Origin of the sequence: Kitasatospora sp. NPDC097691 (genome assembly GCF_040302665.1) — a bacterium.
Taxonomy (GTDB): domain Bacteria; phylum Actinomycetota; class Actinomycetes; order Streptomycetales; family Streptomycetaceae; genus Kitasatospora.
In genome coordinates this window covers 55,709-72,098 of the sequence record NZ_JBEORY010000027.1, presented here as the reverse complement: position 1 = coordinate 72,098, position 16,390 = coordinate 55,709, and the positions used below count along the sequence as shown (strand labels likewise).

The following is a 16,390-nucleotide window of genomic DNA, read 5'->3' as shown; positions in this document are numbered from 1 at the left end:
GGCGGCGTTCAGAGGGTCTGGACGAGGCCGCCGTCGATGACGAAGTCGCTCCCGGTGACGTTGCCCGTCCGGTCGCTGGCCAGCAGCAGGACGAGGTCGGCCACCTCCTGCGGGAGGCTGAAGCGGCCGGTCGCGGACTGTGCGACGGCGGTCCGGGCGACGTCCTCCGGCTTTCCGCCCGCCGCTTTCGCGACCGTCGCGGCGACGCCGTCGTCGCCGAGCCACAGCTGCGTGGACACCGGCCCGGGACTGACCGTGTTGACGCGCACGCCCTGCGGCCCGACCTCCTTGGAGAGCGCCTTGCAGAAGTTGGTGAGCGCCGCCTTGGCCGCGCAGTAGTCGATGATCGTCGGGTCGGGCAGGAACGCATTGACCGAGCTCACGGTCACGATCGAGGCGGTGCCACGATCGATCAGGTGAGGCAGGGCAGCCCGGGTGGTGCGGACTGCGGCGAGGAGGTTGACCGTCAGCCCCCGGATCCAGTCGTCGTCGGTGACGGACAGGAAGCCCGCCAGTCGAGGGCGTACCGCGCCGACGTTGTTGACGAGGATGTCCAGTCCACCGAACCGGGAGACCGCACGCTCGACCGCGGAGGCCGGGCCGTCCGCGGTCGTGAGATCGACCGACACGGGATGCACCTGCGGGGCGAGGTCCGTCAGGGCACTCGCGGTGCTGCGCGCCACCGCGACCACGTTCACGCCTTCGGCGGCCAGGGCCTGCGTCACTGCGAGACCGATTCCCTTGCTGGCCCCGGTGACGAGGGCGACCTTGCCCGAGAGACGCAGGTCCATCGGAGACTCCTTGGTGGTACGGGAGAGCGGACGGCGGTGCTGCGGTGCTGCGGTGCTGCTCCGTCAGGGCGTGGGCACAGCCGAGGGCCGGTCGCGGGTCACTGCCTCACTGCGTCACTGCCTCACTGCGTCACTGGCTCTTGCGCGAGGTGCAGGACTGCTCGACGGCGGCCTTGATCCGGAGGCCGAAGGCGGGAGCGTCCTTGCGGGCGGCGCTGAGTGCCAGGCCGAGCAGGAGCTTGCCGAGTCCGTGGCCTTCGAGCACGTTGAAGATCCGGACACGGGTACGGCCGTCCGGCAGCGCTTCGAGGTCGTAGCCGCCCTCGGCCGTGATGAGGTTCTTGCTCTGTTCACTCCAGCGGATCGTGCGAGGCGCGTCCAGAGTGGTGATGCGGAACCGGCGGGAGGTCTTCATCCCGGCATCCTTCACGGTGCTCTGGAAGATCGTTCCGACCGCGGTCGGGCCGTCCGGAGTCTTGGTGATCCCCAGGACCCGGGGGCTGAACTCGGGGTCGTGGCGACCGTCGGCGAGGTAGGCGAAGACCTCCTCCACGGGGCAGTCGACCTCGACAGCGGCCTCGAACTGTCCGGACATGGCGGCTCCTCGCGGGGTTCCGACGGTTGCTTCGCAGCCAGGATTCCAGAGGGCCCCGGCCCCCGCCTCCCGGGCGCGGTCCGGCCGTCTCCCCGGCGGCGGAGTGTCAGTGGCGCCCGTTAGCGTCGGAGTCGGCGGAAGTGACACGTGGGCGGCAACCCGCAGGAGGAGGACGACGATGGCGACCTTCACGCTCGTTCCCGGTGCCGACGGCCGGGCCTGGTTCTGGCACCGGCTGGTGCCCGAACTGCGGGCCCGGGGGCACGACGTGATCACGATGGACCTGCCGAGCGACGAATCCGCAGGTCTGGAGGAGACCGCGCAGGCCGTCGTCTCGGCGGTGGAGCAGCGTGCCGACCTCAGCGGGCCGCTGGTGCTGGTGGCGCAGTCGCTCGGGGGGTTCTCGGCTCCGCTGGTGTGCGGGCGGCTGTCGGTGCCGGTCGCCGAGCTGGTGCTGCTCAACGCCATGGTGCCGATGCCCGGGGAGACCGCCGGGCAATGGTGGGAGAACACCGGCCAGGCCGAGGCCCGGTCCGACCACGCGGCCGCCGGCGGGCGTGGCGCCGATCCCGAGTTCGACCTGCGGGCCGACTTCTTCCACGACGTCCCGGCCGAGGTCACCGAGGAGGCGTTCGCCCTGGGCGCCTCGCAGCCGCCCGCCGCGCTGTTCGCACAGCCGTGGCCACTGACGCACTGGCCGGACGTGCCGACCCGGTTCCTCCAGGGGCGGGACGACCGCTTCTTCCCCCTGGAGTTCCAGCGCAGGATCGTCCGTGAGCGGCTGGGCCTGGCGATCGAGGAGATCCCCGGCGGCCACCTGGCCGCGCTCAGCCGCCCCCGCGAACTGGCGGACGCGCTGCTGCGCGCGGAGCCCGCGGGGCCCGCGTAGCGGCGGCGTCGGCGCGCTCGCCGCCCGGCGGACCGACGTCAGGACGGTCGGTCCGGGGACGGCGTTGCGAGGCCCCGGGGTCGTCCGTCCGGGGTGGTGAATTCCGATTCCGTCGTGGCGATGAGTTTTCGGGCCGTGGCGGGTCTATCTCTTTGACGGAGACAATCGACGCACGTACGGGAGTCGGCCATGGGCCTCATCGACATCGAGCTGTTCACCACCCTCGACCTCGTCGGGCAGGCGCCCGGCGGCCCCGACGAGGACCCGGTGGGGTTCCCGTTCGGCGGCTGGCAGGCGCCCCTGATCGACGAGACCACCGGCGCGCAGATCCTCGCCGCGTACGAGGACACGGACGCCCTGTTGCTCGGCCGGCGGACGTACGACATCTTCGCCGCCTACTGGCCGCACCAGGAGGGCGGACCGGACAACCCGATCGCCGAGTTGTTCAACCGCGTCCCGAAGTACGTGGCCTCCCGCGGCAAGCCCGACCTGCCCTGGGCCGGCTCCACGCAGCTCGGCCCCGACCTGCCGGCCGCGGTGCGCGAGATCCGCGACCGGCACGAGCACGTGAAGGTCGTCGGCAGCCTCGACCTCGTGCAGACCCTGCTGCGCGAGAAGCTCTTCGACCGCCTCGACCTCTGGGTCCACCCGATCATGCTCGGCGTCGGAAAGAAGGTGTTCGACGGCGGCACGGTACCCACCAACGTCTCCCTCCTCCAGCCCCCCGCAGCCGGCCCGCAGGGCACCGTGTACCTGCGCTACGGACTCGCCGACGGCACACCCCGCACCGGCGACATGAGCGCACCCGACCGCGGCCTCGGACACGAGGGCTGAGGCCCCGCGCCCGGGGCCCTGGGCACGGGGCCGGACCCGTGCCCAGGGCCCTGCGCGCCGTCAGCGGTGGGCCAGGACCGCGAGGTCTGCGCCGAAGGCGACCACCAGCCGCCCGTCCGGGGCCACCGCCAGTCCACGGACACCGGCGGGGAACGCGTACGCGCCGATCTGCCGTCCCGTGGTGGCGTCCCACAGCAGCGCGGTTCCGTCGTCCCCTCCCGCGGCGACGACGGGGCGGCCGTCCAGCATCCCCGCTGTCCCCGCCCGCACCCTGCCGGTCAGTCCCGCGAAGGGCGGGCCGATCCGTTCACCCGTGGCCATGTCCCACAGGTGGACGGGTTCGCCCGCAGGCCCGGTCAGGATGACGTGGCGGCCTTCGAGCGATTCCAGGGCCAGGGCACAACTCTGCTGCGGCTGCACTCCGATCCATGCACTCGCGGCCAGGTCCCACACACGTCCTTGCCAGGTCACGGCGACGAAACGGTCCTCCACCGCAGCGAAGAAGTCGATGAACGAGCTGGAGTACTCCCGCGTCGACCGTCCCGGCAGCTCCTCCCGCGTGGTGAGCTCCCGGATCCGCACCGTCTTGCTCCGGTCGCGCGTGAGGAGGGCGGGCCGTCCTTCCACCGTCCCCACCGTCACCAGGTCGACGGCGGCAGTGTGGCCGGCCAGCGGCTCCCCGAGCTGTTCCCCGCCGTCGAGGTCCCAGATCCGCACCTGTTCGTCCGCGCCGCCGGTGACGACGACGCAACGGCCGTCCACGACGGCCGTGGTGACCTGGTGCACGGGCCCCGCATGACCGGCCGGCCTGCTGCCGGCCTTGCTCTCGCCCTTCTCGTCCCGTTCGCCGTCGAGGTCCCAGACCCGTACCGATCCGTCGTCGCCTCCGGTGACGGCGAGGTGACGACCCTTCAGCACCGCGGTCGCCGCCGCCCGCACCGTCCCCGCGTGGCCGATCAGCGGCAGGCGCAGGTGGCTGGAGCTGGACAGGTCCCACACCTGGACCGGCCCGCCGCCGACTGCGACGAGGGCGGCGGGGCGGCCCCGGAGCACACTCACGGCCGCCGCCTCCACGAACCCCGGACCGGGACCACCCACCGGCTCGCCCGTTGCCAGGTCCCAGACGCAGGTCTCGAAGGCGTTGGCGCTGACGGCCAGCGCGGACTCGAACGCCGGGTCCGTTGCCAGGATGTGCGTCCTGGCGTTGAGTTCCATGGTGATGCAGTGGCGCCCGCCCCTGTCGGAGTCGGCATCGCTATCGGTATCGGCGTCGGCGTCGGCGTCGGACGCCGGTTCCGCGGCGGCGCGGGACTCCCCGGCGTGATCGCGCCCGGTGCCGAACTCCCGTCCGGTGAGCAGGTCCCACCGCCGGACGGCGCCCTCGTCGTGGCCGGTGACGGCGACGGGACGGCCGTCCACCACCGCCGTCGCCAGCGCACCCACGGTGCCGGTGCGTATGGTCAGCAGCTCACCGCTGCGGGAGCCGTCGGCCGGGTCCCACACCCGCACCGTGCCGTCGACGCTGCCGCCGACCACGACCGGCCGGCCCTCGAGCGGTACGGTGGCGAGCGAGCTGACCCAGGAGTCGTCACCCCGGTGCAGGACGACCGGCGCTCCTCCGCCCGCTCCCCCGACGAGCTCCCACACCCGGACCGACCCTCCGGAATGCGCGGTGACGGCGACGGGACGGCCGTCCAGCACCGCCGTCGCCAGAGCCCGCACCGCGCCGCCGCCATCGGTTGCGGCCGTGCCGAGCTTCCGGCCCGTGGCCAGGTCCCACCAGTGCAGCGTGCCGTCCTCGCAGCCGGCGACAGCGAGCGCACGGTCCGCCACGACCACGGTCGCCACCACACCCACCGCGGCGGGCGCGGGCAACGCGAACCGCAGCCGGGAGTCCAGGCCGCTCCCGGTCGCCCACTGCACGGTCCACGGATCACCGGAGTCCCCGCCGACCGCCACCGCGGCGATGCTTCGCGCCAACTCCCGGTGCCCGTACCGGGCGGCGTCCAGCGCCAGCACCTGCCGTCGCCGTTGCGCACCGGATTCACGGTGCAGATGCCCCGACGCCCGGTACACGGCGGCCGCCACCGCCTCCTCCCGCCCGACGGCGCCGTCCAGTGCCGCCACGACCTGCTCCGGGTCGCCGTTCACCAGCCACTCCGGATCGGCCAACCGCCCACCCACGGACACAACGTCACGACCCGGACCGTCACCCGGGAACTCACCGGTCATGACCGGCAGCCTAACCACATCCGCCCCGGCCGGTCCGCCGAACAGGCAGGCCGAGCGACCGCCCCGGGGCTCCGGCCAAACCCGGTGACACGCGCGCGCCGTACGGGGAGACTGGCGACGGACAGGCACGAGCAGACGAAGGCCGGAGGGCACAGCGTGGCACTGGCGAAGAAGGGTTCCCGCCGCATCGACGTCGACGGCGTCGAGTACCGCTGGCGGGTGAGCCGGAAGCACTGGTGCTGCGACTACGACGTCGGCACCTTGGGCTACGTGGTGGAGGACGCGACCGCTCCCGGGACGACGCTCGTCGTGGAGACCGGTCGGCGGGCCGTCCTCGAACCGAACCTGGTGCCGGCCGAGGTCGTCCTGCCGCGCGAGGTCGCCGCAGGCATTCGGGCCGCACTGTCGACCGGCTGGACGCCCGGCGCCAGCGGTTCGCCGTTCAAGCTGCACCACTCCGCTGTCTGACCGGGCCGTAGGGGGTCCTCGGCCTCCGGCTCAATCGAGCAGCGCGGTCGCCTCGACCTCGACCAGCACGTCCGGCTCGAAGAGGTACTCGACACCGATGAGGGAGGACGGAGGCATCGGCACGGGCAGGCCGATCTCCTCGGCGACGGCCTCCAGCCCGGCCGTCAACTCGCCGATCCGCTCCGGGCTCCAGCGGGTCACGTAGAAGGTCAGCCGCAACACGTCCGCGAACGAGGCGCCGGCCGCGGCCAGTCCGATCGCGGTGTTCCGCAGCGCGTGGGCGACCTGTCCGGCGAGGTCGCCGGGCGCCACCGGCGTCCCGTCGGCCAGGCGGGCGACCTGCCCGCTGACGTGGACGTGCCGGGTGCCGGTCCCCACGGCGACGTGGTGGTACGGGGTGGGCTGCAGCATGCCCTGCGGGGTGAAGTGCCGGACGGCCATGGCGGTATCTCCTGTTCGTGGAAGGCTCGTTGAAGGTCCGCCGTGGACGCCCCCACCGCGATATTCAGAAGATATGTAGTATCCGAAGGGCACTTCAACGAGACCAGGTTTCGCCGTGGATACCCCGCACGTCCCCACCACCGCGCATGCCGCCGCGACCGCGGACGGGTTCCGCAGCGACGCCCCGCACCGTGTGCTGCTCGGCCAGGTGCTCGACAGGTGGTCGCTCAGCGTGCTCGACCGGTTGTGCGAACGCCCGCGCCGCTTCAACGAGTTGCGCCGCGCGATCCCGGCGGTCACACAGAAGTCCCTCACCGCGACACTGCGTCGACTGGAACGCAACGGCGTGATCGAGCGCGAGGTGACCGCCACCCGCCCGGTGGCGGTCACCTACCGGATCACCCCGCTCGGCAAGACCCTGCGCCGGCCGGTCGACGCCCTGCTGGCCTGGGCCGAGGACCACCTGCCCGCCGTCGAGCACGCCCGCCGCGCCTTCGACGAACGGGAGGACACCGGCGTCTGAGCCCCGCCCGTCACGACGCGGGCCGGGCCGTCACTGCGGCCGCAGGTTCAGCACGAGGTCGCGTGGGAGGCCGTGGGTGTCGTGGAGGTAGTGGAAGTCCTCCTCGGTCAGCGGGCCGCGGAAGCGGGGGCGGGCCAGCACCTGGCGGCCGCGCTCCAGGAGGCGGCCGAACCGGCGCTCCTCGTCGAGCAGCACCCGGCGTACGAGGTCCGGGTCCCCTTCCTGGCGGAAGTGGTCGAGGGTGTGCCGGATCAGCTCGCCGGGCAGGTCGACGAGACCGCGCTGCGGGTCGTCGCGGCGCAGGACGGTGAGCACCCGTCGGACGAGCCGGCGCAGCACGTAGCCGCGGCCGGTGTTGGACGGGAGCACGCCGTCGCCGATCACCACGACGGCCGAGCGCAGGTGGTCGCAGACCAGGCGCAGTGACGGTTCGTCCAGCTGCCACAGGGGCGGCACGGTCCGGCGCCAGGGGTCGAAGACGTCGCAGTCGAAGACCGAGCGCCGGCCCTGCAGCAGCGAGGCCAGCCGTTCCAGCCCGAGTCCGGTGTCGATGTTGCGTTGCGGGAGGGGAACGAGGGAGCCGTCGTCGAGCCGTCGGTGACGCATCATCACGTGGTTCCAGACCTCCACCCAGCGGTCGTCACCGGTGGGTGTCGACTCGGGCGGGGTGTCGCCGGTCCACAGGAAGATCTCCGAGTCGGGGCCGCACGGGCCGGTCGGCCCGTTGGACCACCAGTTGTCCTCGACGGTGAGTTCCACCGGCACCCCGTGCTCCTGCCACAGCTCCAGGGAGGCGGTGTCGGGGCCCGTACGGTCGTCGCCGCCGAAGACCGTGGCGTGGATCAGCCCGGGGTCGATGCCGAAGCCCTCGGTGAGCAGTCCGTAGCCCCAGTCGAGGCTCTGCGGGCCCTCGTAGTCGCCGAGCGACCAGGTGCCGAGCATCTCGAAGACGGTCAGGTGGGTGGTGTCGCCGACCCCGTCGAGGTCGGTGGTGCGCAGGCAGCGCTGCACGTTGACGAGCCGCCGGCCCAGGGGGTGCGGGTGTCCTTCCAGGTACGGGGTGAGCGGGTGCATGCCCGAGGTGGTGAACAGCACGGGGTCGCCGGGCGGTGGCAGCAGGGTCGAGCCGGTGATCCGGTGGTGGCCGCGGTCCTCGAAGTACTCGACGAACGTGCGGACGATCTGGTCGGTGTGCACGGGGTGGCTCCTTCGCGTGTGCCGGGAGGCAACCGGACGACCGGTCCACGCGATCTTCGGAGCCGAGGAGGACAACACCTCCGGGCCACCGCCGGCGGACCGTTTCCGGTCGCCGGGGGAACGTGACGTCAGGCGGCGGCAACCGGCGAGCTGGTCGCTCGCGCGGTAGCCGTGGTGGTGTCGGGGCCGCTGACGTTCATGGGGCCGAGGGTAACGCGGGGGGCGCGCGCGGCGCACCCGGTTTTCCGCCCGGGCGTCCAGGCGGTGGGCGGGGGCGGCGCCGCGCACCGGCGCTCCGTCAGCCGGCCTGCTGCCGCTGGAGGCCGTCGAGGACGAGGTCGAGTCCGAAGGTGAACTCGTCGCCGTAGGCGTACCCGGGGCGCAGCACGTGGGCGGTCGCGATCTCGGTCAGGTACGGGTACTCGTCGGCGTCGAATCCGCCCAGGATGGACTCCGCGACCTCGGCGGTCTCCTCCGGGGTGTCGAAGGGCAGGGACTTCTCCTGCAGGGCGAACCCGTAGACGTAGCTGTCGAGGACGGAGACGGCGTGGGCGGTCAGGGCGAGGGAGAACCCGCCCCGGCGCAGGCAGCCGAGCACGGCGTCGTGGTGGCGCAGGGTGGCCGGGCCCGGTGTGGCGCGCGACTCCATCAGCCCGATGGCCCAGCGGTGGCGGGACAGCGCGAGGCGGACGGAGATCGCCCGCTGCCGCATCGCCCGGCGCCAGTCGTCGCCGGGCACGGGCAGCTCGACCTCATCGAAGACCAGGTCGACCATGCCGTCGAGCAGGTCCTCCTTGTTGGCCACGTGGTTGTAGAGGGACATCGCCTCGACCCCGACGGCCTGGCCGAGCTTGCGCATGGAGAGCGTCTCCAGGCCGCCGGCGTCGGCCAGTTCGACGGCCGCTTCCAGCACCCGCCGTCGGGTGAGCGTCTCGCGGGCCCGCTGCGGGGTGGGGGCGGTACGTCGGGTCACGGTGGGTGGTCACGTCCTCTCGCGGTCTTCCAGCGTTGACGAGCTTACGCCGTAAGTGCTGTACTTACGGCGTAAGTAGATGCTTACGCCGTAAGTATCCGGGAGCGGGACCAGGAGCGGTGACGATGCGGATGCGGAACACGGGCGAGCCGAGCGGGACCACCGACGGGATCACCCACGGGACCACCGACGGGCCCGGGACGATGGCAGCCGTCGTCCATGAGCGCTACGGCGTCCGGCCGGAGGACGTGCTGCGCATGGGCCGGCTCCCCCGGCCGGGCGTCGGCGCCGGCGGGGTACTCGTCCGGGTGCGCGCCTCCAGCGTGGACCGGGGCACCTGGCACATGATGGCCGGCCTGCCTTACGCGGTCCGGCCCGTGAGCGGACTGCGCAGGCCGAAGCTCCCCAATCCCGGCCGCAACATCGCCGGGGTCGTCGAGGCGGTCGGCCGCGAGGTGACCGGGTTCGCGCCCGGCGACGAGGTCTACGGCACGGCCCCCACCGCGTTCGCCGAGTACGCCGTCGCCCGCCCCGACCGGATCGCCCCCAAGCCCGCCGGACTCACCTTCGAGGAGGCGGCGACGGTACCCGTCAGCGCGCTCACCGCGCTCCGGGCGGTACGCGACAAGGGCGAGGTCCGGGAGGGCCGGCGGGTCCTGATCACCGGCGCCGCCGGCGGCGTGGGCACCTTCGCCGTCCAGCTCGCCCACGGCCTGGGCGCCTCGGTCACGGCGGTCGCGAGCACCGCCAAGCTCGACGCCGTACAGGCGCTGGGCGCCGACCACGTGATCGACTACACCCGCGAGGACTTCCTCGCCGGCCCGGCGCGCTACGACACCATCATCGACATCGCGGGCAACCGCACCCTGCGGGACCTGCGCCGCTCCCTCACGCCCCGCGGCAGGCTGGTCATCACGGGTGGCGAGACGAACGGCCGCTGGCTCGGCGGCACCGACCGCCAGCTCCGCGCCCAGCTGCTGTCCCCGTTCACCGGCCAGCACCTGGGCACCTTCATCGCCTCCGAACACGCGGACGGGCTGCGCGAGTTGACCGCACTCATCGACGCGGGCACGCTCCGCCCCGTCGTGGACCGGGTCTACCCGCTCGCCGAGGCCGCCGCGGCCGTCCGGCACCTCCTCGACGGCCGTGCCACCGGCAAGCTGGCGCTCTCCCTGCCCGCCGAGTGACCTCCGGTGCCGTCGGGCGGGCGCCACAGCAGGGCCCGCCCCGAGGTCAGTACTCGTTCTTGATGACGAAGAACGATCCGCGGATGGTGCCGGCCAGCTTGGACTTCTGACGTGCGAACTTGAACCGCGAAGCGAGCTCCTCCGGGACCTCCATCCCGTCCGAGAGCTTGAACCCGACCGCCCGCTTCTTGGTGTCGTCGACGGTGTACATCACGTTGATCGACAGACCGCTCTCGTAGAAGACGTAGGCCATGCGGATGTTCTCGACCTGGAAGGCCGTGGCCTCCAGGGGCCGGGACGAGATGACGATCTCGCGCTCCTCCCGGAGGATCCGGTGCACCCAGTCGACGATCTCGGTGGCGTCGGCCGCGGGCTCCACCGTGAAGACGTGGTCGTACTTGTTCTTGAAGTAGCGGGCCTCGTTGGCCCGCAGACCGGCGAGCGCGGCCGCGACGGGCGACGACTCCAGGCCGACGGTCGACACGGTTTCGAAATCCACGGCGTAGGTCATGGCGGAATCTTTCTCGGTGACGCTGACGGCGGACGGCTGACGGGCTGACGGGCTGACGGGCTGACGGCACCTCGGGCTGCCGGATGCCGGATGCCGGATGCCGGTGATCCTATGCGGCGCCGGCGGGACAGCGCGGGAACCGGAACGGGCGCCGACGGAATCCGCCCCCACGTGCACCCCGGGTAGCCGGTCGGGCCGGGTTGAGTACCCGTACTCAGGCCGGGCGGCCGAGCCCCGCCGGAGCATGGGGGGCATGCAACCAGCAGCCATACCGAGGATCGGCATCACCGCCGTCGGCTCCCACCTGCCGAGCCGTCGGCTCACCTCCCGGCAGCTCCAGGACGAGGTCACCTCCGGCGGGCAACTCGCCCTTCCGGAGGGGATGTTCGAGAAGGCGACCGGCATCCGCACCCGGCACTTCGCCGCCGACGACGAGTACGCCTCCACCCTCGCCGTCGGCGCGGCACGGCGGGCACTCGCCGCTCGCGGGCTGCACCCGCAGGAGGTGGACCTGCTGCTGTTCGCCTCCGCCACCCGGGACGTCTGCGAGCCCGCCACCGCTCACATCGTGCAGGCCGAACTCGGCACGCGCGCACACGCGTTGGACGTCAGCAACGCCTGCAACAGCTTCCTCAACGGGATCGACCTGGCCCGCGCGATGATCCTGGCCGGGCGGGCCCGGCGGGCCCTGGTGGTCACCGGGGAGACACCCAGCCGGGCGATGCGCCGCGCGCCGGCCTCCGCGCCGGAGGTCCGGGACGGCTTCGCCGGCTACACCTTCGGGGACGCCGGGGCGGCCGTCGTCGTCGAGGCCGTGGAGCGCGGCGGCATCCTGGAGGTCGACACCTCCACCGCCTCCGAGCACTGGGAGGCGGGCGGCATCCCGGGCGGCGGCTCCCGGCACCCGCGCGGCGACGAGTACAGCTACTTCCGGGGCGGCGGCAAGGAGCTGCGCGGCGTCTTCGAGGAGATCGGCCCCGCCGTCCTGGCCCGGCTCGCCGCCCGTACCGGCCTCGGCTGGGACGACTACGCCCGCGTCCTGGTGCACCAGGTGACGGTCCCGTACCTGGAGCGTTTCGTCGAGCTGACCGGGGTGCCGGACCGGAAGCTGGTGCGCACCGTACCGGAGCTGGGCAACATCGCCAGTGCCACGCTGGGCGTCCAACTCGACCGGATACAGGGCACGTTGGCGCCCGGCGACAAGGTCCTGATGATCGGTCTCGGCGGCGGCGTCAGCCTGATGACCATGATCTGGGAGGCATCGTGACGACCGACCTGTGGGTGGTGGTCCCCGCCTACCAGGAGGCGGCCCGGATCGGAGGCGTACTGCGCGCCCTCGCCGCCCAGCGCGACCGCGACTTCACCCTGCTCGTCGTCGACAACGGCTCCACCGACGGCACCGTCGCCGCCGTCCGCGACTTCGCGGCCCGCGCGCCGTTCCCGGTCGAGGTGGTGGTCGAGCCGGAGAAGGGCGTCGGCTCGGCGGTGGACACCGCCTTCCGCCACGCCATCGCCCGCCGCGCCACCCTGCTCGCCCGCACCGACGCCGACTGCCTGCCCGAACCCGGCTGGACGGCCGCGGCCCGGGCCGGCCTGCTCGCCTCCGGCGGGCTGGTCTGCGGCCGGGTCACCGCCCGCCGCGACGAGCACGGGCCCGCCGGGCGCGCGGTGTTCCTGGTCCTGGTCGCGCTCGGCGCCTTCTTCGGCCGGATCCGGCCCGCCCACCGCCGCCGGCACGGCTACCTGACCCCGTACCGGATGCACGCGGGCAACAACATGGCGGTCACCGCCGAGCTGTACCTGGCCGTCGGCGGCATGCCCCGCCGGCCCTCCCCCACCGACCGGGCGTTCCTCAACACCGTCCGCCGCCACACCACGGCGGTGGTGCGCCGCCGCGACATGGTGGTGCAGAACTCCACCCGACGGATCCGCGCGTACGGCGTGCTGGGCACCGCCCGCTGGTACCTGGAGCGCGGCGCCGGACCGCGCCCCGTCGACGTGCGCTGAGCGGGCGGGCGGGCGTCGGCTCGCCGCTCCCGCGCCGCTCCTGCCGCCCGGGTGCCGACCCAGCGCCCACCACGTGCCACCCACGTGCCGACCCCGCGCCGACCCCGCGCCGCTCCCGTGTACCGAAAGCAGGCCCCGCCGTGCTCGACCGCCTCGCCCGCGCCCTGCGCACCGACCATCCCGACCGACCCGCCGTCCTGCGCCACACCCGCACCGGCGCCGTACGCCCGCTGATCCGCCGCGGTGACCTCGCCGACCTGGCCGACGGCTACGCCGCCGCGCTGCACGCCCGCGGTCTGGGCCCCGGCACCACCCTCGGCGTCGCCGTCCGCCCCGGGCCGCGCGCACTGGCCGTCATGCTCGCCGCGCACCGGCTGGGCCTGCGCATCGCCGTCCTCGACCCGACCTCCGGGCCCGACGTGCTCACCGCCCGGCTCGCCCTGGCCCGCCCCGACCTCGTCCTCGCCGACGCGGCCGCCCAGGCGGTGGCCGGCTGGGCCGGACCCTTCGCCCGCCGCGCCGACCTCGCACTGCCCCGCCTCACCACGCTCGGGCCGGTCGCCACCCTGGGCCGCCGCCTGCCCGGCTGCGCCCCGCGCCTGCGCCCGGCCGGTGCCGCCCCGCCCACCACAGCCGGGCCGGGCCCGGACGGCAGCCGTGGCGACGCGGTGATCGTCTTCACCTCCGGCACCACCGCCCGCCCGCGCGCCGTCGTGCACACCCGCGAGGGCCTGGCCGCCGGGCTGCGCACCGTCGCCGACCTGGTCGCCCCGCGCGCCGGCACGGTCGTCCTCGGCGGGACCTTCTTCGTCCTCGTCCCGGCGCTCGCCGCCGGGGCCGCCGTCGTCCTGCCCGCCCGCAGCCCCGTCGCGCTCGCCCGCCAGCTCGCCCGGCTCGCCCCCGCCGACACCTACCTCACCCCGCCGCAGCTGCGCGCCGCCCTCGCCGCCGGGGCCCGCTGCACCGGCCGGGTCTGGACGGGATCCGCCCCCGCCGACGCCGGCCTGCTGCGCCGCGTCAAGGAGTCCGGCGCCCACCAGGCCTGGAGCGTCTACGCGTTGACCGAGCTGTTCCCCGCCGCCGCGGTCGAGGAGGCCGAGAAGAGCGCCCGCGAGGGCGACGGCGACCTCGTCGGCGCCCCGCTGCCCGGCGTCCGCGCCCGCCTCGCCGACGACGGTGAACTGCTGCTCACCGGCCCCGGCGCCCGCCACCGCTACCTCGGCGAGGAACCCGAGACCTGGGTGCGCACCGGCGACCGCGCCGCACTCGACCCGGACGGCCGCATCGTGCTCGCCGGACGGCTCAAGGACATGGTGCTGCGCCGCGCGGAGAACATCTACCCCGGCCTGTACGAACCGGCGCTGCACGTTCCGGGCGTCGAACTCGCCGTCCTGGTCGGCGTTCCGGCCGAGGACGGGGACGAGCGGCTGGTCGCCCTCGTCCAGCCGACCCCGGGGGCCGACCCGCGGCGGCTGCGCACCGCCCTGCGCGGCCCGCTCGACCGCATGGGCTCGGCCCGCCCCGACGCCGTCCTGTTCGGCACCGTCCCGCTCTCCGGCCGCTCCCGCAAACCGGACCGGACCGCCGCATCCGCCCACTGCGCCGAGGAACTGAACCGATGAGCCGATCGGCCGACCGCACGACCGCCCTCACCGGGCCCGCGTCCACCGAGCTCCCGGACACTGCCGCCCCGGACGCCGCCCCGGACGCCGCCTCGGACGCCGCCGCCGCGGACACCGCGGCCCCGGCCGCCCTGGCCGCCCGGTCCCGCCTGGCCCGTCGGCGCGACCGGCGGGTCTACTCGGGCAGCCACCCGGTGCTCTTCGCCCTCCTCTGCGCCACCCGCCGCCGCCCGGTGGTCCGGCTCGGCCGCACCGTGCTGGTGCACGACACCGCGGCCTACCGCGAGGCGCTCACCCGGGTGCCACTGGACCGCCGCGCCCCCGGCACCACCGGCGGCGCGGCGGTCGAACTCCTCGACAACGGGCTGCTGTTCGACCAGGAGGGTGCCGAACACCGCAGCGCCCGCCGCGCCCTGGCCGGCGGCCTCGACGCCGCCGCGCAGGAGCGGATCCGCCCGCACTGGCAGGCCGTACTCGACCGGCGGATCCCGGCCGCCCTCGCCCACGGCGGTCTCGAAACCGTCGCACTGGCACGCGAGTTGGCCGGCGTCACGGCCGCCGCCCTGACCGGTGCGACCGGCTGCCCGCACCGGCTCGCCCACGCCGCGGCCGAGGCCGCCGCCCACGCCGCCCGTGACCACCTCCCCGGTCCCCGGCGTCGCGGGCCGGGCGCGGCCGACGCCGCGGCCCGGCTCACCGCCCTGCTGCCCGAGGCGCGCGACGCCATGGTGGCCGTCGCCGCCGTGAACACCACCGTGGCCGCCCTGCCCCGGGCCGTCGCCTGGTGCGCCGACGCCGGGCTCTGGTCGGCCGTCAGCGAGGCGACCGCCCCCGCCCTGGCGGCCGAACTGCTGCGCCTGACCGCACCGGCCCCGCTGCTGCCCAGGGCCGCCGCCGCCGACACGACCCTCGCCGGGCACCCCGTACGGGCCGGCGACCGGCTGATCCTGGTCGCCCGGCACGCCGCCCGGGCCCACCGCCGCACCCCCGCCGACGACCCGGCCGCCACCCAGGCCGTCTTCGGCGCCGGACCGCACGCCTGCCCCGGCGCCGGCCTGGCCCGCGCCCAACTCGCCGCCGTGCTCCTCGCGTTGGCCCCCCACCGGCCGGTCGTCGCCCGCGCCCGGGTCGACCGCCGGTCCGCCCTGCCCGGCTACGCCGAACTCACCCTGCGCCGGAGGCCGTCCTGATGCGCATCGCGATCACCGGAGCCGCCGGCTTCTGCGGAGCCCACCTCGCCCGCACCGCGGCCGCCATGGGCCTGGACGTCACCTGCCACGGCCGGCGCCCCGGCCCGGTCGGCCGCCACTCCCCCTGGGACGCGACCGCGGGCGATCCCGACCTCACCGGCGCCGATCTCGTCGTCCACTGCGCCGCCGCCGTCGCCGACCTGCCCCCGGGCCACCCCGCCGAGACCCACCAGCACGCCGTCAACGTCACGGGCACCGAGCGCGTCCTGCGCGCCGCCGCCGGCCGGCCGCTCGTCCACGTCAGCAGCGCCAGCGTCTACGACCCGCGCCCGACAGCGCGAAGGTCGTCCACCATCACCGAGTCCCACCCCACCGCCGCCGGCCACCTCAACGCCTACGGCCGCACCAAAGCCGCCGCCGAACGGCTCGCCCTCGCGGCCGGCGCCGTCGTCCTGCGCCCCCGAGCCGTCTACGGCCCCGGCGACCCGCACCTCCTCCCACAGCTCCTCGCCCGCGTCCGGCACGGCCTGCTGCCACTGCCCGGCCGCGACGTCCCGCTCAGCCTCACCGCCGTCGCCAACATCACCGACGCCTGCCTGGCCGCTCTCGGCCTCACCGGCACCCCGCCCTGGCCGCCCGGCGCCTACAACATCGCCGACGCCACCCCCTACCGCCGCGACGACGCCCTGCGCCACGTCCTCGCCGCCCACCGCGTCGGCGCCCGCATCGTCCACGTCCCCGCGCCACTCGCCCGCGCCGCCGCCCGCACCGCCCGCGTCCCCGGCCTCACCCCCTACACGGTCGACCTCCTCACCCGCAGCGTCGTCCTCGACCTCACCCGCGCCCGCACCCAGGGCTGGCACCCCACCCACACCCTCGCCGACTACACGCCATGACACCGCGGACCAGGCGCGGCCGAGCTGCCCGCGG

The 16,390-nt window shown here is 74.5% G+C and carries 17 protein-coding genes; 10 read left to right on the top strand and 7 right to left on the bottom strand.

What is annotated here, in order from left to right:
• Positions 1–8: 8 nt before the first annotated feature.
• Both ABTY56_RS20510 and ABTY56_RS20505 read right to left on the bottom strand, forming a co-directional pair.
• The gene (locus ABTY56_RS20510) at positions 9–791 is read right to left on the bottom strand and encodes an oxidoreductase (protein WP_350630361.1); all 783 of its coding nucleotides are present in this window, start codon (positions 789–791) and stop codon (positions 9–11) included.
• A 130-nt stretch (positions 792–921) separates the two neighbouring features.
• On the bottom strand, positions 922–1,386 hold the full coding sequence (locus ABTY56_RS20505) for an SRPBCC family protein (protein WP_350630360.1): 465 nt from the start codon (positions 1,384–1,386) through the stop codon (positions 922–924).
• A 178-nt stretch (positions 1,387–1,564) separates the two neighbouring features.
• On the opposite strand from ABTY56_RS20505, the gene ABTY56_RS20500 reads away from it, so the two are divergent.
• A complete protein-coding gene (locus tag ABTY56_RS20500) occupies positions 1,565–2,275 on the top strand; it encodes an alpha/beta fold hydrolase (protein WP_350630359.1) in 711 nt (236 codons plus the stop codon).
• Positions 2,276–2,464: 189 nt separating this feature from the next.
• The gene (locus tag ABTY56_RS20495) at positions 2,465–3,109 is read left to right on the top strand and encodes a dihydrofolate reductase family protein (RefSeq protein ID WP_350630358.1); all 645 of its coding nucleotides are present in this window, start codon (positions 2,465–2,467) and stop codon (positions 3,107–3,109) included.
• A gap of 60 nt (positions 3,110–3,169) precedes the next feature.
• On the opposite strand, the gene ABTY56_RS20490 is transcribed toward ABTY56_RS20495, so the two are convergent.
• On the bottom strand, positions 3,170–5,281 hold the full coding sequence (locus tag ABTY56_RS20490; protein ID WP_350630357.1) for a WD40 repeat domain-containing protein: 2,112 nt from the start codon (positions 5,279–5,281) through the stop codon (positions 3,170–3,172).
• Between the two features lie 216 nt (positions 5,282–5,497).
• On the opposite strand from ABTY56_RS20490, the gene ABTY56_RS20485 reads away from it, so the two are divergent.
• A complete protein-coding gene (locus ABTY56_RS20485; RefSeq protein ID WP_350630356.1) occupies positions 5,498–5,809 on the top strand; it encodes a hypothetical protein in 312 nt (103 codons plus the stop codon).
• A gap of 30 nt (positions 5,810–5,839) precedes the next feature.
• Here the strand turns inward: ABTY56_RS20485 and ABTY56_RS20480 are convergent, their stop codons facing one another.
• A complete protein-coding gene (locus ABTY56_RS20480; protein WP_350630355.1) occupies positions 5,840–6,250 on the bottom strand; it encodes a RidA family protein in 411 nt (136 codons plus the stop codon).
• A gap of 115 nt (positions 6,251–6,365) precedes the next feature.
• Here ABTY56_RS20480 and ABTY56_RS20475 point away from each other — a divergent pair, with 115 nt between their 5' ends.
• Positions 6,366–6,773, top strand: coding sequence for a winged helix-turn-helix transcriptional regulator (locus tag ABTY56_RS20475; RefSeq protein WP_502893152.1), 408 nt, complete (start codon positions 6,366–6,368; stop codon positions 6,771–6,773).
• A 30-nt stretch (positions 6,774–6,803) separates the two neighbouring features.
• On the opposite strand, the gene ABTY56_RS20470 is transcribed toward ABTY56_RS20475, so the two are convergent.
• Both ABTY56_RS20470 and ABTY56_RS20465 read right to left on the bottom strand, forming a co-directional pair.
• A complete protein-coding gene (locus ABTY56_RS20470; RefSeq protein ID WP_350630354.1) occupies positions 6,804–7,970 on the bottom strand; it encodes an alanine--tRNA ligase-related protein in 1,167 nt (388 codons plus the stop codon).
• Positions 7,971–8,268: 298 nt separating this feature from the next.
• Positions 8,269–8,943: a TetR/AcrR family transcriptional regulator gene (locus tag ABTY56_RS20465; protein ID WP_350630353.1), complete on the bottom strand. Its 675-nt coding sequence runs from the start codon at positions 8,941–8,943 to the stop codon at positions 8,269–8,271.
• A 125-nt stretch (positions 8,944–9,068) separates the two neighbouring features.
• On the opposite strand from ABTY56_RS20465, the gene ABTY56_RS20460 reads away from it, so the two are divergent.
• Entirely contained in the window at positions 9,069–10,130 is a 1,062-nt protein-coding gene (locus tag ABTY56_RS20460; RefSeq protein WP_350630352.1) for an NAD(P)-dependent alcohol dehydrogenase, read from the top strand.
• Between the two features lie 46 nt (positions 10,131–10,176).
• On the opposite strand, the gene ABTY56_RS20455 is transcribed toward ABTY56_RS20460, so the two are convergent.
• Positions 10,177–10,641 carry a DUF8821 family protein gene (locus ABTY56_RS20455; protein WP_350630351.1) on the bottom strand — a complete coding sequence of 155 codons (465 nt, stop codon included), beginning with the start codon at positions 10,639–10,641 and terminating at the stop codon, positions 10,177–10,179.
• 253 nt (positions 10,642–10,894) lie between these two features.
• On the opposite strand from ABTY56_RS20455, the gene ABTY56_RS20450 reads away from it, so the two are divergent.
• The 5 genes from ABTY56_RS20450 to ABTY56_RS20430 all read left to right on the top strand — a co-directional run bounded on the left by ABTY56_RS20450 (position 10,895) and on the right by ABTY56_RS20430 (position 16,356).
• Positions 10,895–11,908: a 3-oxoacyl-ACP synthase III family protein gene (locus ABTY56_RS20450; RefSeq protein ID WP_350630350.1), complete on the top strand. Its 1,014-nt coding sequence runs from the start codon at positions 10,895–10,897 to the stop codon at positions 11,906–11,908.
• Positions 11,905–12,648, top strand: coding sequence for a glycosyltransferase family 2 protein (locus tag ABTY56_RS20445; protein WP_350630349.1), 744 nt, complete (start codon positions 11,905–11,907; stop codon positions 12,646–12,648). Before ABTY56_RS20450 ends, ABTY56_RS20445 begins: the two co-directional genes overlap by 4 nt.
• Positions 12,649–12,788: 140 nt before the next feature.
• Positions 12,789–14,270, top strand: coding sequence for a class I adenylate-forming enzyme family protein (locus ABTY56_RS20440; RefSeq protein WP_350630348.1), 1,482 nt, complete (start codon positions 12,789–12,791; stop codon positions 14,268–14,270).
• On the top strand, positions 14,267–15,460 hold the full coding sequence (locus ABTY56_RS20435; protein WP_350630347.1) for a cytochrome P450 family protein: 1,194 nt from the start codon (positions 14,267–14,269) through the stop codon (positions 15,458–15,460). Before ABTY56_RS20440 ends, ABTY56_RS20435 begins: the two co-directional genes overlap by 4 nt.
• Complete coding sequence (locus ABTY56_RS20430; protein ID WP_350630346.1) at positions 15,460–16,356, top strand: NAD-dependent epimerase/dehydratase family protein; 897 nt, start codon at positions 15,460–15,462, stop codon at positions 16,354–16,356. Before ABTY56_RS20435 ends, ABTY56_RS20430 begins: the two co-directional genes overlap by 1 nt.
• Positions 16,357–16,390: the final 34 nt, after the last annotated feature.

Excerpts from the sequence above, each read along its gene's own strand:
- ABTY56_RS20510 (WP_350630361.1), bottom strand. The coding sequence starts at position 791 with ATGGACCTGCGTCTCTCGGGCAAGGTCGCCCTCGTCACCGGGGCCAGC.
- ABTY56_RS20505 (WP_350630360.1), bottom strand. The coding sequence starts at position 1,386 with ATGTCCGGACAGTTCGAGGCCGCTGTCGAGGTCGACTGCCCCGTGGAG.
- ABTY56_RS20500 (WP_350630359.1), top strand. The coding sequence starts at position 1,565 with ATGGCGACCTTCACGCTCGTTCCCGGTGCCGACGGCCGGGCCTGGTTC.
- ABTY56_RS20495 (WP_350630358.1), top strand. The coding sequence starts at position 2,465 with ATGGGCCTCATCGACATCGAGCTGTTCACCACCCTCGACCTCGTCGGG.
- ABTY56_RS20480 (WP_350630355.1), bottom strand. The coding sequence starts at position 6,250 with ATGGCCGTCCGGCACTTCACCCCGCAGGGCATGCTGCAGCCCACCCCG.
- ABTY56_RS20460 (WP_350630352.1), top strand. The coding sequence starts at position 9,069 with ATGCGGATGCGGAACACGGGCGAGCCGAGCGGGACCACCGACGGGATC.
- ABTY56_RS20455 (WP_350630351.1), bottom strand. The coding sequence starts at position 10,641 with ATGACCTACGCCGTGGATTTCGAAACCGTGTCGACCGTCGGCCTGGAG.
- ABTY56_RS20450 (WP_350630350.1), top strand. The coding sequence starts at position 10,895 with ATGCAACCAGCAGCCATACCGAGGATCGGCATCACCGCCGTCGGCTCC.
- ABTY56_RS20435 (WP_350630347.1), top strand. The coding sequence starts at position 14,267 with ATGAGCCGATCGGCCGACCGCACGACCGCCCTCACCGGGCCCGCGTCC.
- ABTY56_RS20430 (WP_350630346.1), top strand. The coding sequence starts at position 15,460 with ATGCGCATCGCGATCACCGGAGCCGCCGGCTTCTGCGGAGCCCACCTC.